This is a genomic window from Sphingomicrobium nitratireducens, from assembly GCF_026157035.1.
Classification (GTDB): domain Bacteria; phylum Pseudomonadota; class Alphaproteobacteria; order Sphingomonadales; family Sphingomonadaceae; genus Sphingomicrobium; species Sphingomicrobium nitratireducens.
Genome location: NZ_JANJZA010000001.1, coordinates 1188935 through 1213259, shown reverse-complemented (window position 1 = coordinate 1213259; position 24325 = coordinate 1188935). Strand labels below are relative to the sequence as shown.

At 68.1% G+C, this 24325-nt stretch carries 21 protein-coding genes; 11 read left to right on the top strand and 10 right to left on the bottom strand.

Translation table 11 applies throughout. The annotated features are described in order from the left end of the window. Position 1 precedes the first annotated feature (1 nt). The 4 genes from NNY25_RS06270 to NNY25_RS06255 form a co-directional block, all read right to left on the bottom strand. Entirely contained in the window at positions 2-1687 is a 1686-nt protein-coding gene (locus NNY25_RS06270) for a putative bifunctional diguanylate cyclase/phosphodiesterase (RefSeq protein WP_265570495.1), read from the bottom strand. Positions 1688-1827: 140 nt separating this feature from the next. Continuing rightward, entirely contained in the window at positions 1828-2376 is a 549-nt protein-coding gene (locus NNY25_RS06265; protein WP_265570494.1) for a Smr/MutS family protein, read from the bottom strand. Further along, entirely contained in the window at positions 2357-3499 is a 1143-nt protein-coding gene (mltA, locus tag NNY25_RS06260; protein WP_265570493.1) for a murein transglycosylase A, read from the bottom strand. The genes NNY25_RS06265 and mltA overlap by 20 nt, the downstream gene beginning before the upstream one ends. Continuing rightward, positions 3496-4140, bottom strand: a complete 645-nt coding sequence (locus tag NNY25_RS06255) for a Tim44/TimA family putative adaptor protein (RefSeq protein ID WP_265570492.1) — start codon at positions 4138-4140, stop codon at positions 3496-3498. Before NNY25_RS06255 ends, mltA begins: the two co-directional genes overlap by 4 nt. A gap of 221 nt (positions 4141-4361) precedes the next feature. On the opposite strand from NNY25_RS06255, the gene secB reads away from it, so the two are divergent. The 4 genes from secB (at position 4362) to NNY25_RS06235 (ending at position 8255) form a co-directional block, all read left to right on the top strand. Then, positions 4362-4883, top strand: coding sequence for a protein-export chaperone SecB (secB, locus tag NNY25_RS06250; RefSeq protein WP_265570491.1), 522 nt, complete (start codon positions 4362-4364; stop codon positions 4881-4883). A 28-nt stretch (positions 4884-4911) separates the two neighbouring features. Next, positions 4912-6480: a murein biosynthesis integral membrane protein MurJ gene (gene murJ, locus NNY25_RS06245; protein ID WP_265570490.1), complete on the top strand. Its 1569-nt coding sequence runs from the start codon at positions 4912-4914 to the stop codon at positions 6478-6480. A gap of 5 nt (positions 6481-6485) precedes the next feature. Further along, positions 6486-7481, top strand: a complete 996-nt coding sequence (gene trpS, locus NNY25_RS06240) for a tryptophan--tRNA ligase (RefSeq protein WP_265571493.1) — start codon at positions 6486-6488, stop codon at positions 7479-7481. Between the two features lie 84 nt (positions 7482-7565). After that, entirely contained in the window at positions 7566-8255 is a 690-nt protein-coding gene (locus NNY25_RS06235; RefSeq protein WP_265570489.1) for a DUF4136 domain-containing protein, read from the top strand. A 99-nt stretch (positions 8256-8354) separates the two neighbouring features. Here the strand turns inward: NNY25_RS06235 and dnaA are convergent, their stop codons facing one another. From dnaA to mutM, 3 genes are all read right to left on the bottom strand, one after another. Next, positions 8355-9773: a chromosomal replication initiator protein DnaA gene (gene dnaA / locus NNY25_RS06230; RefSeq protein ID WP_265570488.1), complete on the bottom strand. Its 1419-nt coding sequence runs from the start codon at positions 9771-9773 to the stop codon at positions 8355-8357. Positions 9774-10145: 372 nt separating this feature from the next. Then, entirely contained in the window at positions 10146-10409 is a 264-nt protein-coding gene (rpsT, locus tag NNY25_RS06225; protein ID WP_265570487.1) for a 30S ribosomal protein S20, read from the bottom strand. Positions 10410-10525: 116 nt separating this feature from the next. Then, positions 10526-11341, bottom strand: a complete 816-nt coding sequence (mutM, locus tag NNY25_RS06220; protein ID WP_265570486.1) for a bifunctional DNA-formamidopyrimidine glycosylase/DNA-(apurinic or apyrimidinic site) lyase — start codon at positions 11339-11341, stop codon at positions 10526-10528. Between the two features lie 57 nt (positions 11342-11398). On the opposite strand from mutM, the gene NNY25_RS06215 reads away from it, so the two are divergent. From NNY25_RS06215 to NNY25_RS06185, 7 genes are all read left to right on the top strand, one after another. Beyond that, a complete protein-coding gene (locus tag NNY25_RS06215; RefSeq protein ID WP_265570485.1) occupies positions 11399-12133 on the top strand; it encodes a class I SAM-dependent methyltransferase in 735 nt (244 codons plus the stop codon). 7 nt (positions 12134-12140) lie between these two features. Then, a complete protein-coding gene (gene ubiB / locus NNY25_RS06210; RefSeq protein WP_265570484.1) occupies positions 12141-13682 on the top strand; it encodes a 2-polyprenylphenol 6-hydroxylase in 1542 nt (513 codons plus the stop codon). A 91-nt stretch (positions 13683-13773) separates the two neighbouring features. Beyond that, complete coding sequence (locus tag NNY25_RS06205) at positions 13774-15684, top strand: winged helix-turn-helix domain-containing protein (RefSeq protein ID WP_265570483.1); 1911 nt, start codon at positions 13774-13776, stop codon at positions 15682-15684. 72 nt (positions 15685-15756) lie between these two features. Then, positions 15757-17472 carry a DEAD/DEAH box helicase gene (locus tag NNY25_RS06200; RefSeq protein ID WP_265570482.1) on the top strand — a complete coding sequence of 572 codons (1716 nt, stop codon included), beginning with the start codon at positions 15757-15759 and terminating at the stop codon, positions 17470-17472. Between the two features lie 178 nt (positions 17473-17650). Then, positions 17651-18844, top strand: a complete 1194-nt coding sequence (coaBC, locus tag NNY25_RS06195; protein ID WP_265570481.1) for a bifunctional phosphopantothenoylcysteine decarboxylase/phosphopantothenate--cysteine ligase CoaBC — start codon at positions 17651-17653, stop codon at positions 18842-18844. After that, on the top strand, positions 18841-19281 hold the full coding sequence (dut, locus tag NNY25_RS06190) for a dUTP diphosphatase (RefSeq protein ID WP_265570480.1): 441 nt from the start codon (positions 18841-18843) through the stop codon (positions 19279-19281). Before coaBC ends, dut begins: the two co-directional genes overlap by 4 nt. Then, on the top strand, positions 19278-20033 hold the full coding sequence (locus NNY25_RS06185) for a HesA/MoeB/ThiF family protein (RefSeq protein WP_265570479.1): 756 nt from the start codon (positions 19278-19280) through the stop codon (positions 20031-20033). Before dut ends, NNY25_RS06185 begins: the two co-directional genes overlap by 4 nt. Here the strand turns inward: NNY25_RS06185 and topA are convergent. The 3 genes from topA to plsY are packed head-to-tail and all read right to left on the bottom strand — an operon-like array spanning position 20030 to position 24261. Continuing rightward, positions 20030-22507 carry a type I DNA topoisomerase gene (gene topA, locus NNY25_RS06180; RefSeq protein WP_265570478.1) on the bottom strand — a complete coding sequence of 826 codons (2478 nt, stop codon included), beginning with the start codon at positions 22505-22507 and terminating at the stop codon, positions 20030-20032. The two genes, NNY25_RS06185 and topA, sit on opposite strands and share 4 nt — an antisense overlap. Before the next feature lie 55 nt (positions 22508-22562). Beyond that, on the bottom strand, positions 22563-23672 hold the full coding sequence (dprA, locus tag NNY25_RS06175) for a DNA-processing protein DprA (RefSeq protein WP_265570477.1): 1110 nt from the start codon (positions 23670-23672) through the stop codon (positions 22563-22565). Continuing rightward, entirely contained in the window at positions 23632-24261 is a 630-nt protein-coding gene (gene plsY, locus NNY25_RS06170; protein ID WP_265570476.1) for a glycerol-3-phosphate 1-O-acyltransferase PlsY, read from the bottom strand. Before plsY ends, dprA begins: the two co-directional genes overlap by 41 nt. Positions 24262-24325 lie beyond the last annotated feature (64 nt).

Here is a 24325-nt window from a genome sequence, read left to right as displayed (position 1 = left end):
GTCAGGCGACGTTGCGCGCCGCTTCGTCGGACGCGTCGACCCACGCGAAGAATTCGTCGCGCTCCATCGGCTGGGCGAAGAGGTAGCCCTGCACGGTGCGGCAGCCCATGGCGCGCAGGATCTCGGCCTGGCTCTCGGTCTCGACCGCTTCGGCGACGATCTCGGCGCCGACCGCGTGAATCAGCGTGACGACCGCCTGGACGATCTCGCGCGCCTGTTCGTTGGTGTCGATGTCCGCGATCAGCGAGGGGTCGAGCTTGACCCGGTCGAGCGGCATCGCACGCAGGCGGGCGATGTTCGAATAGCCGGTTCCGAAATCGTCGATCGCCACGGTGGCGCCGTCTTCGCGCAGCTGGGCGATCGCCTCGATCTGTTCAGGGCTGCACTGCATCGCGGTGGTTTCGGTGAATTCGAGTTCGACGAGGCTCAGCGGCACGCCGCGCTCGTCGAGGATGGTGCGCATCCGGTTGAAGAAGTCGGCCCGGTCGAGCTGGCGCGGCGAGATGTTGAAGGCGAGCCGTCGTGCTTCGCCGCGGTTTGCCCAGTCGGCAAGCAGCGAGGCGCATTCGGCCATCACCCAGTCGCCGATGTCGGCGATCAGTCCCGACTTCTCGGCAATGCCGATGAAGCTGTCGGGGTGCCGGCGTCCCTCGCGCGGATGGTTCCAACGCAGGAGCGCCTCGGCGCCCGTCATCTTGCCGGTGGCAAGGTCGACCTGCGGCTGCATCGCCATGGCGAATTCGCCGCGCTGCAACGCTTCGGTCAGCGCGTGTTCGGTGGCGATCTTCTCCTCGTGTTCGCGCAGGAGATCGTCGGAAAAGACGATGTGCTGCCCACCGCCCAGCGCCTTGGCGCGGTACATCGCGATGTCGGCCGCGCGCATCAGCTGTTCGATGGTGGTGCCGTGCTCGGGCACCAGCGCAACGCCGATCGAGGCGCCGATGTCGATCGAGTGGCCGTGCAATTCGAACGGTTCCGCGATCGCGAGCGCGATGCGACGCGCGACGCGACCGGCATGGTCGGCCGAGGTCAGGCGCGGGAAGAAGATGGTGAACTCGTCGCCTGCCAGCCTGGCGAGCAACGGGCGCTGGCCGCCCACCTGCTCCATCTCGGCGGTGACGACGACGCGCAGGCGGTTGGCGACCATGGTCAAAAGCTGGTCGCCGCGCGCATGGCCGAGGCTATCGTTGACGCCCTTGAACCGGTCGAGATCGACAAACAGCATCGCGGCGAGCCGGTCATTGGCGGTCTCGCCCAAGGCCTTGTCGGCCTCGGCTCGGAAGTGGAGCCGGTTGGGCAGCGAGGTGACCGGATCGTACATGCCCAACGCGTGGGCATTCTCGATCGAGGCGCGCACCTCGGCGAACAGGTGATCGACCGCCTTGGCGACATCGGGCATGGCGCGCTGCACAATGGCGGGCGCAGGCGTGGCGAAATCGCCGTCCTCGACCGCGAGCAGCCGGTCGCCCAGGGCCGAAAGGGCCCGCGCGCTCTCCGAATTGGGGCGCTCCGAGGCGATGTAGCAGATCAGCAGGCAGAAGGCGCCCGCCACCAAAGAGGCCAGGATCTGCTCGTTGAAATCGGTGATGTAGAGGAACGCGATGAGCGAGAAGAGGAACGACGCAACGCCCGCCAGCCCCGAGAGGATGGCGTTCGAGATCTTCTGCGCGGTCCCGTTCTTCTTCATCGAAAAGGAAAAATCCTGCTCGGCATCGGGCCTTGCGGCCTGCCCCTGTAATTCGAGCAACCAGCCCTAAACGGAGAGGGTTAAGAAAGGGTGGAGGATTGGGGGCTTTTTTGCCGACTTTCCGGTCGGAACGGGGATGGTTACCGCGCCGGGCGCTTGCGCCGCAGGACCAGGTAGAGCGCGCCGCGCCCGCCATGACGCGGATGCGCGCCCCGTACCGCCGCGATCTCGCCCGCATGGCGCGAGGCCGACAACCACCCCTCGACCGCGGCGCGAATCCGACCTCGTTCGATCGGCGGTTCGCCCCTGGGCGCGTGCCCGGTAATCAGGAGAACCAGCCGGTCGCCCGCGTGCAGCGCCTGCTCGATCCCGAAATCGATTGCCTCCCAGGCATCGTCGAGCCGGTGGCCGTGGAGGTCGATCACCCGGTCCGGCGCGACCTTGCCCCCCGCCAGGCGCTTGTCCCACCCCCCGTCGAGCGTCGCGTCCCGATGCGGGCGCGGCGGCGGCGGCGTGGCGGCGCGATGTGCGCTCGGCGGTGCGGATCTGCGAGCGGGACGTACGCGGGGCAACGAGGGAGCGGGTTCGGGCGCGGCCACCGCGCGGTCGGTCCCGTCGCGCGACAGCGGCTCGATGGTTGCCGCCACCTTGGCCCACAATGCCTGTTCCTCAGCGCTGAGCTTGCGCACGGGCCGCCGCCCCTTTGGGAAGAAGGAGGAGCGCGCTTCCCGACTTGGAAAAGCCGCCCGCGATCGCCGCGGCCTCGGGGCCTGCGCCCCAAAAGGTGTCGAACCGGTTGGCGCCCTTGATCGCGCCGCCCGTGTCCTGCGCGACCCACAGTCCGTCGCCGAGCGTGTCGGCGAGATCGAGCCACACCGGCGCGCCCAGCGGAACGAACCTGGGGTCGGCCGCCACCGTCCCGCGCGGCGTCACCGCCACATCCATCGCCCCGATCGGGCCTTCGCCGGTCAGCTCGCGGAAGAAGATGTAGCTCGGATTTTCCTCCATGATCGCGCGGCCCTCGCGCGGGTTCGCGCGCAGCCAGTCCTTGATCTTCTGCATCGTGACCGGGCTGTCGATCAGCCCGCGCTCCTTCATTGGCTTGCCGATCGCGACATAGCTGCGCCCGTTCTGCCCGGCATAGCCGATGCGCATTACGCTGCCGTCGTCGAAGCGCACCCGCCCCGAGCCCTGGATGTGGAGGAAGAACAGGTCGACCGGGTCGGCCGCATAGGCCAGTTCGAGCCCGCGCCCGTCAAGCGCCCCCGCATCGATCGCGGCGCGGTCGTGGTAGAGGACGAAGTCGCCATTCTCGTCGGTGCGTCCCCTGCCCTCGCCGCTGCCGTCGGTGAAGGTCCCGCGAGTGAGGTCCTTGGGCAAGGCGTGGATCGGCGTGTCGCAGCCCGGGCGCGGCATGCGGCACCCGGCGATCTCGGGCTCGAAATAGCCAGTCGCGAAGGCGCTGCCGTCGCCGACCTTCACGAAGGAAAATCGCGTGGCAAAGAAGGTCGCGGCCATCGCGGGATCGACCACCGCCGCCTCGGCGCACAGGGGCGCCCAGTCGCCGGGCTCGGTCAGCCCCGAAACGTCCTCGCGCACCAGGAGCTTGGGGCAGCTGCGGCGGAACGAGAAGAGGGCCCGCTCGGCATCGGCCTGCGGCAACGCCACGGCGGCCGTCACCGATACGCCAAGCGCGAGCGCGCTCGCGGGGACGCTCGGCGCGGTAACGACGGGCGGAGGCGGTGCGACCGGACGGGTCGCGCAGGCGGTCAGGAACAGCGTGCCGGCGAGGGCGGAGAGGCGAAGCCTCATGCCTCCTCGTCGGTTTCGACGAGAATCCAGTTGGGGTCGGCGGCGGCGATATCGCGCTTGAAGGTCCAGCGGTCGCGCGTCTGGACCGCGTCGCTGGTCGAGCCGGCGACGACGTCGCCCGCTTCGTTGCGCGTGACCGCGGCGATGTCGGCCTCGAAGCGCACGTCGATCTCGGCGATGGTTCCGTCGAGCTGGGCGGCCGCGATGAGCGCCTGCTCGACTGCCACGAGGCGATTGTCGAGGGTCAGCTTCTGCGCCTCGCGCTGCGCGATCGCCTCGGCGAAGGCGTCGGCGACATTGTCGGCGACGAACGGGCGAACCGTGTTCATGTCGCCTTTCCAGTAGGCTTCGAGGATCATGCGGTAGGCCGCCTCGGCGCCCTCGAGGAAGCTGCCGACGTCGAAGGAAGGGTCGGCGGCGATCAGCGCGCGCACGCCGGGACCCGCCATCGGCAAGTAGGCCATGCTCGATTCGTCGAACCCGCCGGGCTCGCCCGCTGCGTGGACCGGCACCGTCTTGGGCGCCGGCGCTTCGGGTTCCTTGACCAGCGGCTGCTCGTGCCCGGTACGCTCTCCCAGCACGCTGTAGAGGCGAAGGCCGACGAACAGGGCGACAAGGGCGAGAATGACGATGGCGGTCAACGAAACTACCTTCCGGGGTGAAACGATCGAAGTCCTACATAGTGTCGGTCGCGCCATGTTTCAAAGAGATGAACACGACCAACAGGCCTGAACGCTCGGCAGGCGCGCCGAGTTGCCTTGCCCCGCCCCTGCTGCTAGTCGCGCTAGCGACGAAATCGCCCCTTCGAACGGGGCGAATCCGCTTCTTCAGACTTCCAACCAATCAGGACGATTTTTCCATCATGGCCGACGAAACCCCGCAGCAGCCCATCCAGCCGCAGCAGAATGGCACCACCGAGTCTTCCGGACCGCAGGTCGCGACCCTCGCGCAGTACGTGAAGGACCTTTCGGTCGAGAACCCGAACGCCCCGCAGGTCTACCAATACCGCACCCAGGGTAAGATCGACCTCGACTTCAAGATCGACGTCAACAAGGTCTCCGACGACGTCCACGAAGTGGTGCTCAAGATCGAGGCGCGCGGCGCCTCGGAAGAAGGCGTGCACTTCGTCGTCGACCTGTCCTATGCTGGCCTGTTCGGTATCCGCAACTTCCCCGAGGAGCAGCTCCACCCCTACCTGATGGTCGAGGCACCGCGCATGCTATTCCCGTTCGCGCGCCAGATCCTGGCGACCGCGACGCAGGAAGCCGGCTTCCCGCCGCTGATGCTCGACCCGGTCGATTTCGGCGCCGCCTACATGGCGCAGGCCAATGCCAACGCGCAGGCGATGGCCGCGGCGGGCGAGGAACCGGCGGGCAACGCGTAACCCGCATCGTCACAAGGGGTAGACCGGCATGAACCTGGTCAAGGCCGGCGGCACCATCGGGGGCCTGACCCTCGTCAGCCGCATCCTCGGTTTCGTCCGCGAGATGATCTTCGCGCGGGTGATGGGCGCGTCGGCCGCCGCCGAAGTGTTCGTGTGGGCCTTCACCCTTCCCAACCTCCTTCGCCGCTTCCTCGGCGAGGGCGCGTTCAGCCAGGGCTTCGTTCCCCTGTTCGCGCGCCGCATCGGCGAGGACGGCGACCTTAGCGAGGCAAAGAAGTTCGCGGAGGAAGTGCAGGCGGTGTTCCTGCCTGCACTGATCCTCGTCACCGCGATCTTCGTGATCGCGATGCCCGCGGTTGTCGCGGTTGCGGCGGCCGGCTGGGCGGACGATCCGGAAAAGAGCGCGCTCGCGGTCGCGCTCACCCGGATTACCTTCCCCTACCTCATCTTCATCGCGATGGTGTCGCTGTTCAGCGGCATCCTCAATTCGCTCCACCGCTTCACGGCCGCCGCCTTCGCGCCGACCCTGCTCAACGTGTGCCTCGTCGGTGCGCTGCTGCTGGTGCGCGACGGCGGGCCCGCCACCGCCTTCGCGATGGCATGGGCGGTGATCGCGGGCGGCGTGCTCCAGCTCATCCTGCTGATCGCGGCGACCAAGCGCGCCGGGCTGACGCTGCGCATCCTGCCACCGCGCATGACCCCGCGCGTCAAGGAACTGCTGGTCATCATCCTCCCCGCCATGCTCGGCGCGGGCGGCTATTATGTCAGCCAGATGTTCTACGCCTATTTTGCCACGCGCCTGCCCGAGGGAAGCTATGTCTACCTGAGCCAGGCCGACCGCCTGAACCAGCTTCCGCTGGCGCTCGTCGGCTCGGCGATCGGCACCGCCATCCTCCCCTCGATCAGCCGCTTCATCGGGCAGGACAAGCCGGTCCAGGCCGCCAACGTGCAGGGCCGCGCGACCGAGCTTGCGATGCTGCTGACCATCCCCGCGACCATCGCGCTGATGGTCGCGGCGGGCCCGATCATGACCGTGCTGTTCGAAGGCGGCCGCTTCACCGCAGAGGATGCCGCAACCAGCGCGATGGTCCTTTCGCTGCTTGTCACCGGGCTTCCCGCCTACGTGATGATCAAGGTGCTCGCGCCCGGCTTCTACGCGCGCAAGGACGTCAAGACTCCGGTGTTTGTCGCGATGGGTACGCTCGGGCTCGGCGTCGTCGCCAACTTCGCGCTGATCGACACGTACGGTATCCTCGTCCTGCCCGTTTCGACCGCGATCGCGGCGTGGCTCAACGCGCTGATCCTCTACGTGCTCCTCGCCCGCCGCGGCCATTTCCGGCTCGAGGGCTGGCTCGCCGCGCGGCTCGTCAAGCAGCTCGCCGCGGCCGCCGCGATGGGCGCCGCGATCTACGTGACGCGCGGCCTGCTCGACGGCTGGTTCGCCGCCTCGGTCGGGCGCCGCCTCGTCGGCACGCTCGCGCTGGTCGGCGTCGGCGGCATCGTCTATTTCGCCATCGCCTGGACGATCGGCGCGATGGACAAGGAGGATATCCTCATCCTCCTTCGCAAGAAGAAAGTGACCACGGACACCCAATGACCCAGATGCGTGTAGTTTCGGGCATCCAGCCCACCGGCGACCTTCACCTCGGCAACCTGCTGGGCGCGATCCTGCGCTGGGTGCGCATGCAGGAGGAGGCCGAATGCCTCTTCTTCCTCGCCGACCTCCACGCGATCACGGTCTACAACGATCCGACCAAGCTACGCGCGAACATCCGCGAGATGGCCGCCGCCTTGCTCGCCAGCGGTGTCGATCCGGCCAAATCGACCCTGTTCGCTCACAGCCAGGTGCCCGAACATGCCGAACTGCAATGGATCCTCGGCTGCACCGCGCGCATCGGCTGGCTCAACCGCATGACGCAGTTCAAGGCGAAGAGCGGCAAGAACAAGGAGACGGCGAGCGTCGGCCTCTACACCTACCCCGTCCTCCAGGCTGCCGACGTGATGCTCTACAACGCGACCCATGTCCCCGTGGGCGACGACCAGAAGCAGCATATCGAGCTCGCCCGCGACATCGCGATGAAGTTCAACAACGACTATGGCGTCGAGCTGTTCACCGCGCCCGAGCCGTTCATCGGCGGCGGCGCGGCAGCCCGCGTCATGTCGCTGCGCGACGGCAACGAGAAGATGTCGAAGTCGGCGGAAAGCGACATGACCCGTATCAACCTGACCGACGACGACGACACGATCGCGCAGAAGGTCCGCAAGGCGAAGACCGACCCCGAGCCGCTGCCCGAGACCGCCAAGGGCCTCGAGGCGCGGCCGGAGGCCAAGAACCTCGTCGGCATCCTCGCCGCGATCGAGGATCGCAGCGTCGACGCGGTGCTCGCCGAGCATGCCGGCAAGGGCTTCGGTGACTTCAAGCCGGTGCTCGCCGATGCGCTGGTCGGCCTGCTCTCGCCGCTTCGCGCCCGGCTCGAGGAGTTCCGCCGCGATCCCGCGGAGCTCGACCGCATTCTCGATGCGGGCGCAGCGCGCGCGCGCGAGCTTGCCATTCCCACTGTTGCAGCGGCCAAGAAAGCGGTCGGCCTGAGTCGCTGACCCGACGTTCGGGCTTAAGCATGCGTTCACGACGAAACGTGTTATAACCCCGCCAGAACAACGGTTTATGGCGAGGGATCTGTCATGCGTAAATTTGTGAAAGCGGCGCTCGCGAGCGTGGCCATCATGGGCCTCTCGGCGTGCGCCACCGGGCTGCCGACCAAGGTCAGCCGCTATCAGGCCATGCCGGCGACGGCGGGCCAGAGCTTCGTGGTCGTACCCAAGGATGCCGCCAAGATCGGCAGCCTCGAATTCGAGCGCTTCTCGGCGCTGGTCAGCAACGCGATGCAGCAGCAGGGCTATGCGCCGGCCGCCTCGATCGAGGATGCCACCATGGTCGTCCAGGTCGGCTACGACGTCGACGACGGTCGCACGCGCATCGTCCACGACCCGCTGTACGACAGCTACGCCTATCGCAGCTACTGGGGTGCCCGGGCGCCGTTCTATTACTCGCGCTATCGCCCCTATTATTCGCGCTATCGCTATTACGGGCCGCGCCGCGCCTTCTATTATGGCTGGGACGATCCGTTCTGGTTCTCGCCCTACGGCCAGCGCATCCAGAGCTACACCGAGTATCGCAGCGAGCTCGAGCTCGACATCCGCCGCACCGCGGACAGCCAGATGCTGTTCGAAGGCACCGCGCAGGCGCGTTCGCGCACCGACGACTTGGGCACGCTGATGCCCAACCTCGTCACCGCGATGTTCACCGACTTCCCGGGCAAGTCCGGCGAAACGGTCCGCATCACGGTCAAGCCGGACAAGGACGAGCGCTAGGGCGCGCCTTCCGCGACGGAAACGATCAAGGCCCGCCGGTCACATGTACCGGCGGGCCTTTTTCATGCCAGTTGGGGACTGGACAGGGGTTGCCCTTCGTCAGCCTTCGAGCTGGCGGGTCAGCAGGCGGATGTCGGCGTCCAGCTCGGCGTCGGCGGCGCGCAGCCGCTCGATCTGCTTCACGGCATGGATCACCGTCGTATGGTCGCGCCCGCCGAAGCGACGGCCGATATCGGGCAGCGACTTGGGAGTCAGCTGCTTGGACAGGTACATGGCGACCTGCCGCGGCCGGGCCACTTCGCGGGCGCGTCTGGCTGAGGTCATCTCGGCTTTCCGGATGCGGAAATGCTCGGCGACCTGCGTCTGGATTTCGTCGATCGAGATGCGGCGCTGGTTAGCGCGCAGCACGTTGGCGAGGACTTCCTCGACGAACGGCACGTCGATCTCGCGTCCCGTCATCATCGCGTAGGCGGCGATGCGGTTCAGTGCGCCCTCGAGCTCGCGGATCGAGTTGGAAATGCGGCGCGCGAGGAACTCGATCACCGCCGGCGGCATCTCGACCCCCGGCAGCGCGTCGAGCTTGGCGCGCACGATGTTGAGGCGCAGCTCGTAATCGGCCGGGTTGATGTCGGCGACGAGGCCCCACGACAGGCGCGAGAGGATGCGCGGCGCGATGCCGTCGAGATCCTGCGGCGCACGGTCCGAGGTGATCACCAGGCGGCGGCCCGCGGTGATGATCTCGTTCATCGTGTGGAAGAATTCTTCCTGCGTCGAGTCCTTGCCCGCGATGAACTGGACGTCGTCGATCAGCAGGAGGTCGGCGCTGCGCAGACGATGCTTGAAGCCGATCGTGTCGTTCTCGCGCAGCGCGCGGACGAACTCGACCATGAACTTCTCGGCCGACATGGACACGACGCGCGCGCCTGGATTGGCCTCGAGGAAAGCCTGGCCGATGGCGTGCAGCAGGTGGGTCTTGCCCCGGCCCGTGCCCCCGTGGAGGAAGAGCGGGTTGAAGCCCACGCGGTCCGCGCTCGCCAGCGTGCGGGCAGCCGTCGCGGCGACTTCGTTCGCCTTGCCGACGACGAAGGTCTCGAAACGGTAGCGCGAATCGAAATTGGGCGCGGAGGGATCACGCTCGGCGCTCGCGCCCGCGCTGGCCGGCTCGGCCTTCGGCGTGTCCTCGAGAATCAGAAGCGGCGACGGACGCGGACCATCGGCGGCGGCAACCACCTTGACCGACGTGACGATCGGCAGCGCGCTGGTCCAGGCCAGTTGGAGGCGGTCGCCGAAATGCGAAGTGACCCAGTCGGCCATGAACTGGCTCGGCATGACGATCGACAGTTCGCCGCTCTCGGCATCGAAGTCGCCGAGCTCGGCGGGCTTGAGCCAGCCGTCGAAAGTGCGTGCGCCGCAGTCCCGGCGAAGGTTCGCGCGAATGGTTTCCCAGGCGGCATCGAGCGGGGTCGCAACGACCTCCCTGCCCTTGTCCTGGCGCGCAACCTGTCCTTCGCCCTGCACTGGCTCGCGCCTCCTTGAAGTTGCCTCAGACAGGCAAAGGTCACCCGTCGCGCGGATCACATGGACCCGGCGCCGAAACGGTACCCTCTGACTTGCCCCCCGGGGACGGAATCGCGCCCGGAAGACTATTTTTAAGGACGCGCGGGGGGCGCTTTCAACCCCCGTTTTTTCATAAATGTGAAATAAACAGTCTTGACACTGAAAAGCCGCGAAAAATTGCAGAAACGACGGTTTTCTGGGCTTTCCCTCTTCATGCTGCCAGAACCCCGAAATGCGAATCGCGGGAAATGCTGGCTTTTCATGAAGTCCTGAATCGAGACGGGCCGCCGGCTCTCGCCGACGGCCCGTGTCGAACCTGCGGTAAACGCGGAGTTAACCGAGCGAAGCGACCCGCTTCGACAGGCGGCTGACCTTCCGCGACGCGGTGTTCTTGTGCATCACACCCTTGGCGACGCCGCGGGCGATCTCGGGCTGCGCGGCCTTGAGCGCGGCTTCCGCGTCGGCCTTCTTGCCGCCGGCGATGGCGGTTTCAACGGCCTTGATGAAGGTGCGGATACGGCTCACGCGCGAACCGTTGATCTCCGCACGACGCGCATTGCGGCGGATGCGCTTACGGGCTTGCGGCGTGTTCGCCATAGTGTGACCTCGTCCTGTCTAAATCGTTGTGCGTTCAATGAAAAAACGGCGCGTTGCTGTCCAGCTCGCACCGGGTTGGCGCTCCCCTAGCGACAAGGGCGCCATCCGTCAACACTCTAGCGCTGGCAGGAAGGGCAGAAAAAGGTCGATCGCCCGCCCTGCACGATCCGCTTTACCGCGCCCGCGCACGAACGGCACGCCTCGCCCTCGCGCCCGTAGACGTCGAACGACTTGGCGAAATAGCCGAGTTCGCCGTCGGGGGCGGCAAAGTCGCGCAGCGTCGATCCCCCCGCCGCGATCGCTTCCTCGAGCACTTGCGGGATCGCCGCCGCCAGCAGATCGAGCCGCGCTTTCGCGATCCGCCCGCCCGCGCGGCGCGGGTCGATGCGCGCGCGGTAGAGCGCCTCGCACGCATAGATATTGCCCAGCCCCGCGACGATACGCTGGTCGAGCAGCAGCAGCTTCACCGCCGCGCTGCGCCCCGCGAACCTGTCCTTGAGCCACGCCCCGTCGATCGCCTCGCCGAGCGGTTCGGGCCCCAGTCCGACGAACGGCTGGAAGGCGTCGAGCGAGTCGTTTGCCACCAGGTCGACCGACCCGAACCGGCGCGGGTCGTTGAGCGCCAGGCGCCGCCCCTCCTGCGTCTCCAGCACCAGGTGGTCGTGGGCCCCGATCTCGTCGGGATCGATCCGCCAGCGCCCCGACATGCCGAGGTGGAAGATCATCGTCTCGCCGCGGTCGGTCGCGACCAGTCCGAACTTGGCGCGGCGCGACAGGCCGGTCACGCGCGCCCCCGTCAGCCGCTGCCCCAGCCCATCCGGAAATGGCCGGCGCAGGTCGGGCCGACGCACCTCGACCCGCGCGATGCGCTGGCCGTCGAGGACGCGTTCGAGACCGCGCACGGTCGTTTCGACTTCGGGAAGTTCCGGCATGGCGCCACGCGATAAAGCGGCTTTGTCGCACCGCCAAGCCCTGCTAGGGCCGCCCCCATGAGCGACGACAAAGTCCAGTTCGGCGACCGCCTGGTCGACCGCGACGAGAAACAGCGCCTCGTCGGTGGCGTGTTCAGCTCGGTCGCGCGCCGCTACGACGTCATGAACGACCTTATGAGCGGCGGCATGCACCGGCTGTGGAAGGACCGCTTCGTCGCCAAGGTGAAGCCGCGCCCCGGCGAGGCCATTCTCGACATGGCGGGCGGCACGGGCGACATCGCGTTCCGCATGGCCAAGAAGGGCGCGCATGTCTCCGTCTCGGATATCAATCCCGACATGCTCGCCGTCGGCATGGAGCGCGCCGAGAAGAAGCCCGGTCTGCCGCTCGCCTGGCAGGTCGAGAATGCGGAAGATCTCTCCTTCGAGGATGCGAGCTTCGACGCCTACACGATCGCGTTCGGCATCCGGAACGTCACCGACATTCCTGCAGCCCTCAGGGAGGCGCACCGCGTCTTGAAGCGCGGCGGCCGCTTCTACTGCCTCGAATTCTCGACCAGCGAATGGCCGGGTTTCGGCAAGGCCTACGAACTCTATTCCGAGAACGTGATCCCGAAGATCGGCAAGGCCGTCGCCGACGACGCGGACAGCTACCAGTATCTCGTCGAATCTATCCGCCGCTTCCCGCGCATGCACGACTTCGAGGCGATGATCCGCGAGGCCGGCTTCGTCTCGACGAGCGTCGAACCCATTCTCGGCGGCCTTGTCGCCATCCATGGCGGCTGGAAGATCTAGCGCGTCGATGGCCGGTTCGCTGACCCACCTGTTCCGCCTCATGCGCTGGGGCCGTACGCTGGCCCGCCACGGCGCGCTGACCGGGATCGAGCGCGATCCGCTTACCCCGCCCGGGGCCAAGCGGCTGGCGCGCATCGCCCGCTTCGGTGCCAGCATTCCCGCCAAGCCCGACTATGCCGCCGCGCTCCAGGAAATCGGCCCCGCCGCCATCAAGCTCGGCCAGGCGCTCGCCACCCGCCCCGACCTTGTCGGCGAGGAAGCGGCCACCAACCTCCTCAAGCTCCAGGATTCGCTGCCGCCCGCCCCCTTCGCCGACGTGCGCCGAGCGGTCGAAAAGGCGCTCGAAGCCCCGCTCGAGACGTTGTTCGCCGAATTCGACGAGGAGCCGGTCGGGGCCGCCTCGATCGCGCAGGTCCACCACGCCGTCACCACCGAAGGCCGCGAAGTCGCGGTCAAGGTGCTGCGCCCAGGCATCGAGGACGTGTTCGCCGACGCCATCGAGACCTACGAATGGGCCGCTGCCCATGTCGAACTGCTGGGCGGCGAGGCCGAGCGGCTGCGCCCGCGCCAGGTCATCGCTTATTTCAAGCAATGGACTCGCCGCGAACTCGATCTCCAGCGCGAGGCGGCTTCGGCCTCCGAGCTCAAGGAGAAGATGATCGCCGAACCCGGCTTCATGGTCCCCGAGATCGACTGGAGCCGCACCGCGCGCCGTGTCCTCACCATGGAGTGGATCGAGGGCATCAAGCTGACCAAGCGCGACGAGCTCATCGCGGCGGGCCATGACTTGAAGCAGCTTGCCGAGATCCTCGTGCGCGCCTTCCTGCGCCAGGCGGTCGTCGACGGTTTCTTCCACGCCGACCTTCATCAGGGCAACCTGTTCGCGCTGCCAGACGGGCGCCTGGCCGCGGTCGATTTCGGCATCATGGGGCGCATCGACCGCCGCGCACGGCTGTGGCTCGCCGAAATCCTCTACGGCCTCATCACCGGCAATTACCGCCGCGTCGCCGAAATTCATTTCGAAGCGCAGTACGTGCCCTCGCACCACAATGTCGACGAGTTCGCGACCGCGCTGCGCGCCGTAGGCGAGCCGATTCGCGGCCTTCCGGTCAAGGATATCAGCGTCGGGCGCATGCTCGAGGGCCTGTTCGCGATCACCCGCGATTTCGACATGGCGACCCAGCCCCATCTCCTCCTCCTCCAGAAGACGATGGTGATGGAAGAAGGCGTTGCCACCGCGCTCGATCCCGACATCAACATGTGGGAAGCGGCCGAACCGTTCCTCAAGGACTGGCTGCGCACCGAGCTCGGTCCCGAGGCCTATCTCGCCGACCGCATCGTCGACATCGTGCGCTCGTTGAAGAAGCTCCCCCACCTCATCGACAAGATCGACGCGAGCTACCCCGAACCGGGCGCCGCGCCCCCGCCCCCGCCGCTTCCCGAGGTGCAGGTCATCCGCGGCGGCAGCTGGCTCGGCTACGCGTTCACCGCGCTCCTTGCGGGCGCGGTAGGCGCCGCGGCGATGCTTCTCGCGGGCACGCTTTCCTGACCCGAGCGACGTGATTTTTTCGTGATGACGGGGTGATTTCTTCCGTTTTGCCGCGCGCGGGACTAACCTGCGGCAAGATTGGGGAAGTGCGTTGAACCTTGTCTGGACCCAAGGAGACTCTCCCGGGCCGGCCGCCTTCGAGGACGGCCGCATCGTCCTTGCGCATCTCGACCCCTTCCTGCTCGGCGGTGCCGAAATCCACCCCGCCTCGCTTCTCGTCATCGATCGCCAGCGCCAGGAACACCGCATCGAACCACGCGCGATGCAGGTCCTTGTCGCGCTTCACCGTGCCGATGGCGACATCCTCTCCCGCGAGGACCTGATCGGGACTTGCTGGGACGGGCTCAACGTCTCCGACAACGCGATCAGCCGCGTCATCTCGCAATTGCGCAAGCTCGCCCGCGAACTCGACGAGGAACGCTTCGAGATCGAGACCGTCCCCAAGGTGGGCTATCGTCTCGCCGGTCGCGAGACCGAGCCGCTCGCCCCGAGGGATCGACCCGCCCGCTGGACGCTCGCCCTCGCGGGCGCGCTCGCACTTCTGGGCGGATCGATCCTCGTCGCGACCTTCGTCGAGCGGTCGGGCCCGAGCGTGACCGAAACGGTCGAGGCTGCCGATCACGCGCTGCTGTCCGACGCGCTGTCCGCCTACGAAAAGGGCGATAGCGCCGCGATCGCCGAAGCGATCGATTCGATGAGCGCCCTGACCCGGCGGCGCCCCGACATGGCAGGGGCCTGGGCGATGCTCGCCATGGGACGCCGATTCCAGGAGGAGTTCGGGCTCGAAAGCAAGGACCCGCACGTCAACGCGGCGACGGCCGATATCCTGTTCGACCGCGCGCGCCGCCTCGATCCGGACAATCCCTACTTGCTCCATACCGAGGCCGCGCTGCACATCTTCTTCGACCAGCCCCAGCGCCCCGACCTCGCACTCGCCCTGCTCGACAAGGCGATCGCGCTCGACCCGGGCAACGCGCATCACTGGCACCTCGCGGCCCTGTCCGCCGAACTCGCCTTCGACCACGAGCGCATGCTCGAAGCCTCGAGCCGCTTCGCCCAACTGGCCCCCGACGACTTCAAGCTTCCCACCCACGCCTACATCGCCTGGCGCTCGGGACGGGGGGACGACGCGCGCCGCTGGCTCGAACGCTACGGCGAATCCAACCGCCGCCCCGGCAACCGCGAGGCCGCTCGGGCCCTGCTGGCCGGGATGGAAGGCGACTGGTCGACTTTCGCGGTCGCGATGCGCCAGGCGTCTCGCGCAGCCGGCGAGGCCGACGTGCGCACCTACGAGAACCTTGCCGACGCGGCGATCATGCGCATGGGCTACGCGCCGCTACTGCTGGGCAAGCGACGCGGCGCGATTATCGCCCGGATCGCCGCGGGCAACATCCCCGCCGAGCCTTACGCGCAATGGGACACGGTCAATCGCGTCGGTGCCTGGTTCCTTCCGATCGGCGACATCTCGATGGAGCGCCTGGTCTCGACCGGGCGGAGCGGGGAGGTCGTCGACTTCTACGATGACAATTATGGCAGTCCGGAAGCGCTGATGGCGCGGCACAAATACGGTCGGCTGGCCTTCGTCGAATGGTCGCCCTGGCTCGTCCTGGCGATGCGCGCGCAGGGCCGCACGCAGGATGCCGAGCGTATCCTCGACGTCGCGCTCGACATGACCCGTGCCATCAAGCGCTCGCGCGCGACGCCCGGCACGATGCTCGAGCGCCGCGCGCGCCTCGAGACCCTCGCCGGCAATCGCGACGAAGCGCTGCTGCTGATCGAGGAAGCGAGCCGCCGCGACTGGATGATCGCGATCGACCCTCGCCTCGCAGATCCGGTCGGTCCGCCATCGCTCGCGTCGAACCCCATCTACGCCTCGCTGCGCGATAATCCGCGTTTCCGCGCGATCGACGCCCGCTACGCGGCGAGGATCGATCGCGAGGCGCGGGAATTCGGCGCCGCCGTCGACATGCCGCTCTCCCCGCTGCGCGCACCCGCGTCCTGACCAAGCCCACTTTTTACGCAAATCCAGACATTTACCTTTCGCCCCCGCGCGATTGCGCCTAAGGCGCGCGCCATGCCCCATCAAATTCCCACGGCGCTCGCCGCCGCGCTCGACGCGCGCGGCTACGATACGCTGACCCCCGTCCAGTCCGCCGCCGCCGCCCCGGAGGCCCACGGCCGCGACCTCATCGTCTCGGCGCGCACCGGCTCTGGCAAGACCGTCGCCTTCGGCCTCGCCATGGCGCACGACCTGCTCGAAGAGGACCGCCTCCCCTTCGCCGTCGCGCCGCTCGGCCTCGTCATCGCCCCGACCCGCGAGCTCGCGCTCCAGGTCGCCAAGGAACTCGCCTGGCTTTATGCCGAAGCCGGCGCGCGCATCGTCACCTGCGTCGGCGGGATGGACCCGTTCAAGGAGCGCCGCGCGCTGCAGGGCGGCGCGCACCTCGTCATCGGCACGCCCGGGCGCCTGCGCGACCACCTCGAACGCGGCGCGCTCGATCTTTCGGCGATCCGCACCGCCGTCCTCGACGAGGCCGACGAGATGCTCGACATGGGCTTTCGCGAGGAACTCGAGGAAATCCTCGACGCGACGCCCAAGGAGCGCCGCACCCTCCTATTCTCGGCGACCATGCCCAAGCCGATCGTCGCGCTCGCCAAGCGCTACACCGACGATCCGCTGCGCATCGAGACGCTCGCCGAGCGCGAGGCGCATGCCGACATCGCCTACCAGGCGATGCTGCTCGCCCCGTCCGACCTCGAACATGCGGTGGTCAACCTGCTGCGCCTCCACGAGGCCGACACCGCGATCCTGTTCTGCGCCACGCGCGAGGCGGTCCGCCGACTTCATTCGAGCCTCCACGAGCGCGGGTTCGCCGCGGTCTCGCTGTCGGGCGAGATGAGCCAGTCCGAACGCAACCGCGCGCTGCAGGCGCTGCGTGACAAGCGCGCGCGCGTCTGCGTCGCGACCGACGTCGCCGCGCGCGGCATCGACCTGCCCTCGGTCAGCCTCGTCATCCATGTCGAGCTGCCGCGCGACGCGGAAGCGCTCCAGCACCGCTCGGGCCGCACCGGGCGCGCGGGTCGCAAGGGCACCGCCATCCTGATGGTCCCCTACCGCGCGCAGCGCCGCGTCGAATCGATGCTGCGCCACGCCGGGATCCGCGCCGAGTGGATCGAACCGCCGACGCCCGAAACCGTGCGCGCCGCCGACCGCGACCGCCTGTTCGCCAAGCTTGCGCTGCCCGACGATCCCACGCCCGATGAAACCGAGTTCGCTGCCGAATTGGCCGACGCGCTGACCCCTGAGGCGATGGCGCTTGCGCTCGCTCGCGCGCTCAAATCCGACCTTCCCGAACCCGAGGATATCATCAGGCGCCCGCAGCGGGGCGAAAAGCCCGACGGTGCGCCTCAGCCGCGCGAAGGGTTCGAGGACAGCGTCTGGTTCCGCATCAATGCCGGTCGCCGCCACAATGCCGACCCGCGCTGGCTGCTCCCGGTGATCTGCCGCTACGGCCACATCACGCGCAACGAGATCGGCGCGATCCGCATCGCGGCGGCCGACAGCTATTTCGAAGTGAAGTCGCGCGCCGTGCCGGGCTTTCTCGATGCGCTCAAGCGCGCCACCATCGCGCCCGAGGACGAGGGCATGGTGATCGAGCAGCAGCTGCGCGGTCCTGCCCCGCAGGCGCCCAAGGGCGGACCCTCGCGCCGCAAGCACCAGCAGCAGAAGAACCGCGAGCGTCACGAGCGCCGCCAGGGCAAGCCGCAGCGTCACCGCATCAAGGGCTGACGCGTCGCGGCGCCGATGGGCGCGAAAAAGCCTTCCCTATTGGGATTTCGCCCGCCACCCTCCCCGGCATGCCGACGACTCGCCGTCAATTCGTCTCGCAGCCCGCGATAACCCTTCCTGCGCCCTGCGCCGGAAGGCCGACCCTGCGTAGACTTTCCCTCGCTGGGGAGGTGCGCTGATGGCCCGCCTGCTGCTCATCGTCGGGGGCGGGATCGCCGCCTACAAGGCTGCCGAGCTCATCCGCCTGGCGCGCAAGCAGGGCCACGAGGTGACCCCCGTCCTGACCAACGGCGGATCGCATTTCGTCACTCCGATGAGCCTTGCCGCGCTTGCCGAAAGCCCGGTCTATACCTCGCTGTGGGACCTGAAGGACGAGGCCGAGATGGGCCACATCCAGCTCTCGCGCGCCGCCGACCACGTGCTCGTCTGCCCGGCCACCGCCGACCTTCTCGCCAAGATGGCGGCGGGCGTTGCCGACGATCTCGCTACCACGCTGCTGCTCGCGACCGACAAGCCGGTCACCGTGGCGCCTGCGATGAACGTGCGCATGTGGCAGCACGCCGCGACCCAGCGCAACGTCGCACAATTGCGCGCCGACGGCATTACCGTGCTCGATCCCGACGAGGGCGCGATGGCGTGCGGTGAATTCGGCCCGGGCCGCCTGCCCGATCCCGAAGCGATCCTCGCCGCGCTCCCGCTCGGGGAGGCCACCACCGCGCCACTGGCGGGCCCCGACGGGCCGCTTTCGGGTCGCCACGTGCTCGTCACCGCAGGCCCGACGCACGAACCCATCGATCCGGTGCGCGTCATCGCCAACCGGTCCTCGGGCAAGCAAGGGTTCGCCATCGCCCGCGCCGCAGCCGCTGCCGGTGCGCGCGTCACGCTGGTCGCGGGCCCTGTGGTGCTCGCCACGCCCGCAGGCGTCACCCGCATCGACGTCGAGACCGCGCGCGAGATGCGCGACGCGGTAATGGGCGCGCTGCCCGCCGATGTCGCCATCATGGTCGCCGCAGTCGCCGACTGGCGGGTCGAGCCATCCGACACCAAGCTCAAGAAGGACGCGGGCGCGCCCGACCTCCAATTCGAGCGCAATCCCGACATCCTCGCCGAACTGGGCGAGCATCCCGACCGCCCCGGCCTCCTCGTCGGCTTTGCCGCCGAAACCGACGATGTCGTCGCCAACGCGACCGCCAAGCGGGCGCGCAAAAAGGCCGACTGGGTCCTCGCCAACGACGTCTCGGGCGATGTCATGGGTGGGGACCGCAACCGCATCCACCTCGTCACCGCCGACGGCAGCGAGGATTGGGACGAAGCGTCGAAAGACGCGGTCGCCCAGCATCTTGTCACCAGAATTTCGGAAAGCCTCTCATGACCATCTCGATCCAGATCGCCCGCCTTCCGCATGGCGAAGACCTGCCCCTTCCCACCTATGCCACCGACGGCGCGGCGGGGATGGACGTGGTGTCTGCCGAGGACGTGATCATCCCGCCCGGTGGGCGTCACCCGGTCGCGACCGGCTTTCGCGTCGCCATCCCCGACGGCTACGAGATCCAGGTGCGCCCGCGCTCGGGCCTCGCCTTCAAGCACGGCGTCACCGTTCCCAACACGCCCGGCACGATCGACAGCGACTATCGCGGCGAACTGAAGGTGCTGCTGATCAACCATGGCGGCGAGCCGTTCGTGATCAAGCGCGGCGAGCGCATCGCCCAGATCGTCCCTGCCGCAGTCACCCGCGCCTCCTTCGCCGAAGTCGAGGAACTCGATGACACGGCGCGCGGTGCCGGGGGGTTCGGCTCGACCGGCCAGTGACCAGCCTCAGCGACGACGAACTCGACCGCTACGCGCGGCACATCGTCCTGCCCCAGCTGGGCGGGCACGGGCAGAAGGCATTGAAGGCCGCGCGCGTCGCGCTCGTCGGCGCAGGCGGGATCGGTGCCGGGGTTCTTCCCGCGCTGGTGGGCGCCGGCATCGGCCGCCTCACCCTGATCGATGCAGACGACGTCGACCTCTCCAACCTCCAGCGCCAGCCCCTCTACCGCACCGAGGATGTCGGCAAGGCAAAGACCGACCTCGCCGAGGACTGGGCTACCGCGCGCAATCCGCACGTCGCGTTCGACACCCACGGCGTGCGCATCGATGCCGACAATGCCGCTACCTTGCTCGAAGGCCACGACCTCGTCATCGACGGCACCGACAACTTCGCCACCCGCCTCGCCGTGTCCGACGCCTGCGTTTCGCTCGGAATCCCGCTGATTTCGGCAGCCGGCCAGCAATTCCAGGGACAGGTCGCCCTGTTCAAGGGCCAGCCCTGCTATCGCTGCTTCGTCGGCGACGCGTTCGATGCGGACGATTGCGACACCTGCGCCGAACTGGGCGTGCTGGGCGCGCTGACGCTGACCATGGGAAGCTTCGCCGCCATGCTCGCCATCCGCCACCTCGCGGGGATCGGTCCCGACAGCGCGGGCTCGCTCCATCTGTTCGACGGCGTGCAAGCGAGCTGGCGGCAGATCAAGATCGCCGCCGACCCCGCCTGCCGCGCGTGCGGCCAGGGGAGGGACTAGGCCTTCTTCTTGCGCGTGGTCCGGCGCTTCTTGGCGGGACCCTTGGCGGCCTTTTCGTCGATCAGCCGCACCGCTTCCTCGAGCGTAAGGCCCTCGGGCTCGGTCCCCTTGGGCAGCGTCGCATTGGTCTTGCCGTCGGTGACGTAGGGCCCGTAGCGCCCGTCCATCACCTTGACCTCGGCCTCGCTCGCCGGATGCTTGCCTAGGACCTTCAGCGGTTCGCGGCTCCCGCGCCCCCCGCCGCCCTTCTTGGCCGCGGCCTCGGCGAGCAGCACGACAGCCTGGTTCATGCCGGTCTCGAACACGTCCGCGGTCGACTTGAGCCGCGCATAGTTGCCGTCATGCGCCAGGTAGGGCCCGTAGCGCCCGATCGACGCCGTCACCGGCTTGCCCGTCTCGGGATGGTCGCCCAGCGTGCGCGGCAGCGACAGGAGCTTCTTCGCCATCGCCAGGTCGAGCGCATCGCTCGGCACGTCCTTGGGCAGCGAGGCGCGCTTCTTCTCCCCGTCGACTTCCTGTTCGACATAGGGACCGAAGCGACCGACCTTGAGTTCGATCCCCTCGCCCAGTTCCATCGGCCCGTCCTGCGCCGCTTCGCCGCGCACACCGAAGGGCCGCGTATATTTGCACTCGGGATAGTTGGAGCAGGCGACGAACGCGCCGAACTTGCCCCCGCGCAGCGACAGCGTGCCGTCGTCGCATTTGGGACAGGCGCGCGCGTCCGATCCGTCGCCCTTGTCCGGGAACAGCCAGGGCGAAAGGAAGTCGTCGAGCGCGGCGGTGATGTCGGAGGGCTTCTGTTCCATGACCTCGCCAGCCTTGGGCTTGAAGTCGCGCCAGAAGTCGCCGAGCATCCGCTGCCAGTCGAGCCGGCCGCCCGAGATGTCGTCGAGCTCTTCCTCGAGTTCGGCGGTGTAGTCGTAGTTCACGTAGCGTTCGAAGAAGCGCTCGAGGAAGGCCGTCACGAGACGCCCGCTCTCCTCCGGCACGAAGCGCTGCTTGTCGAGCCGCACATACTCGCGGTCCTTCAGCGTCTGGAGCGTCGCAGCATAGGTCGACGGGCGCCCGATGCCGAGCTCCTCGAGCCGCTTGACGAGGCTCGCCTCGGAGAAACGCGGCGGGGGCTGGGTGAAGTGCTGGGTCGCCTCGACCTTGGTCTTGGCCGGCGCGTCGCCCTCAGACATCATCGGCATCCGGCCCTCGTCCTCGCTCTCGGCGTCGTCGCGGCCTTCCTCGTAGAGCGCGATGAAGCCCGGAAACTTCACCACCTGGCCCGTCGCGCGCAGCGTGCAGCGACCGGTGCCGTCGACCAGTTCGATCGTCGTGCGCTCGAGGCGCGCGGCCGCCATTTGCGAGGCGAGCGCGCGCTTCCAGATCAGGTTGTAGAGCCGCGCCTCGTCGCCGCTCGCGGCATGATCTCGCGAGAAGTCGGTCGGGCGGATCGCCTCGTGCGCTTCCTGCGCATTCTTGGCCTTCGACTTGTACTGGCGCGGCTTGTCCGGGAGATAGCCCGCGTCATAGCGATCCGCGACCGCGCGCCGCGCCGCCGAGAGCGCTTCGCCCGCCATCTGCACGCCGTCGGTACGCATGTAGGTGATCGCGCCCGCCTCGTAGAGCCGCTGTGCGAGGCTCATCGTGTGGCTGGCGGAAAAGCCCAACTTGCGCGCCGCTTCCTGCTGCAGCGTCGAGGTCGTGAAAGGCGGCGGCGGGTTCTTCGTGAGCGGCTTGGTCTCGATGCTCGAGACCGTGAAATGTCCCGCCTCGACCGCCGCCTTGGCCTTGTCGGCGCTGCCCTTGTCGCCGATCGTCAATCGGTCGATCTTGTCGCCATCGAACCGGACCAGCCGCGCCTGGAAGGGTGTGCCGTCAGCCTCGAACGTCGCGCCGACCTGCCAATATTCCTGCGGCACGAACATCTCGATCTCTCGCTCGCGATCGACGATGAGGCGTAGTGCGACCGACTGGACGCGGCCCGCCGAACGCGCGCCCGGCAGCTTGCGCCACAGGATCGGCGAGAGGGTGAAACCGACCAGATAGTCGAGCGCGCGGCGGGCGCGATAGGCATCGATCAGGTCGATATCGAGATCGCGCGGCGCGGCCATCGCGTCGGTCACCGCCGACTTGGTGATCGCGTTGAAGGTGACGCGCTGGACGTGGTCCGGCAGCGCCTTCTTCTTGGCGAGCAGTTCCTGGACGTGCCAGCTGATCGCTTCGCCCTCGCGATCGGGGTCGGTCGCGAGAATCAGCGTGTCGGCGCCGGCCGCCGCGTCGGCGATCGCCTTGACCTGTTCCTTGTTGCGCTTGTCGGCGTTGATCGCCCACTTCATCGCAAAATCGTCGTCGGGATCGACCGAGCCGTCCTTGGGCGGCAGGTCGCGGACGTGACCGTAGCTGGCGAGCACCTTGTGCCCAGGTCCCAAATATTTTTCGATGGTCTTGGCCTTGGCCGGCGATTCGACGATGACGAGCTTCAAGTTGGGGCTTCCCTATACGTGTGTACGCGCGATGATCGGTCGAGCGGCGATCCCGTCAAGCGGGAATGAGACTGACCCGACCCCCTGCATGACGGTCGAGACGCCCGGCCAGGTCGAGTTCGAGCAGGGCAAGCTGGACCTGGGCAAGAGCAACGCCCGACTGGCGCACCAGTTCATCGACCGACACGGGCACCGGCCCGAGCAGCGCCTCGACCTCGGCGCTCGCCGCATCGTCGGGCACGGCGGGAAGCGGCGCGGGCTCACGCTCCTCGGCGACGGCTGCGCTGGCACGCGCATCGAGGGGCGACAGGCAGGCGATGACATCGTTCGCGTCCTGGACGAGGCTCGCCCCGTCGCGGATCAGCCCGTTGCACCCGCGTGCCCGCGGGTCGAGCGGCGAGCCCGGCACCGCCATCACCTCGCGCCCCGCCTCGGCCGCCAGCCGCGCGGTGATCAGCGAACCCGAGCGCGGCGCGGCCTCGACCACCACCACGCCGTCGGACAGGCCGGCGATGATGCGGTTGCGGTAGGGGAAATGGCGCGCCCGCGGTTCGGTGCCCGGCGGCATCTCGGCGACCAGCAGGCCGCGTTCGGCGATGTCTGACTGGCGCGCCTCGTTCTGCGGCGGGTAGGTGATGTCGAGCCCTCCCGCGATGACCGCGATCGTGCCGGTCTCAAGCGAACCGTCATGCGCGGCGCTGTCGATCCCGCGCGCCAGTCCCGAAACGACGACGCGCCCCTCCTGCCCGAGGTCGCGCGCCATGCCGCGCGCGAAGCGGCAGGCGGCCGCGCTGGCGTTGCGCGCGCCGACCATCGCGACGGCAGGACGGTCGAGGAGGTTAAGTCTGCCCTTTGCGGTCAGCAGCGGCGGCGCGTCCTCGAGCGCGGCGAGGCGGCGCGGGTAGAGCCCCTGGCCGAGCGCAAGATAGTGGCCGCCCAACCGCTCGACCCGTTCGCGTTCGCGTTCCGCCTCGGTGGGGGATACAACGCGCGGGGCCTTGCCGCGTCCCCGCCGCGCGAGATCGGGGATCGCCTCGATACCCGCTCGGGCCGAGCCGAAGCGGGTGAGGAGCTGGCGATAGGTGACGGGGCCGATGCCGGGGGTCCGGATCAGGCGGATGCGATCAGTCAGATCCTCGATGGTCGGTCTCGCTCGATTGTTCACGAGAAGAGCCAATGCGCGGCTCTTTTCCAGCGACGAGGCGTCGCAGATTCTCGCGATGCTTCCAGACGATGAGAAGCGTGAAACCGAGCAGCATGGGTACGAGATTTTCCGCCCCGGCAAAGGCGGCAGTGACGGGCGCCGATACGGCAGCGACGAGGCCCGACACCGAAGAAATGCGCACGACGAGAAGCAGGCCGATCCACACCAGCGCGTAGACCAACGCCGCGACCGGCAGCAGCGGGACGAGGACGCCGAACAGGGTCGCGACGCCCTTGCCGCCCCTGAACCTGAGCCAGACGGGGTAGAGGTGGCCGATCAGCGCGCCCGCCGCAGCGTACATGGCGGCAAGATCGCCAACCTGCGTTTTGGCCAGCGCGACCGCGACCGCGCCCTTGATCGCATCGAGCAGGAGGACCGCGGCACCCAGTCCCTTTCCGCCCGCGCGCGCCGCGTTGGTCGCGCCGATATTGCCGGAGCCGACGTCGCGAAGATCGCCCTTCCCCGCCATTTTCGCGAGGATCAGCCCGAACGGGATCGAGCCGAGCAGGTAACCGAGGCCGAGCATCAAAAGGTGATCGAGTGGCGGCATGGCACGAGGCCTATCGGCTTCGTGACGCCAGCGCAATGTTGCACCGATGCGCAGGGACGGCCAC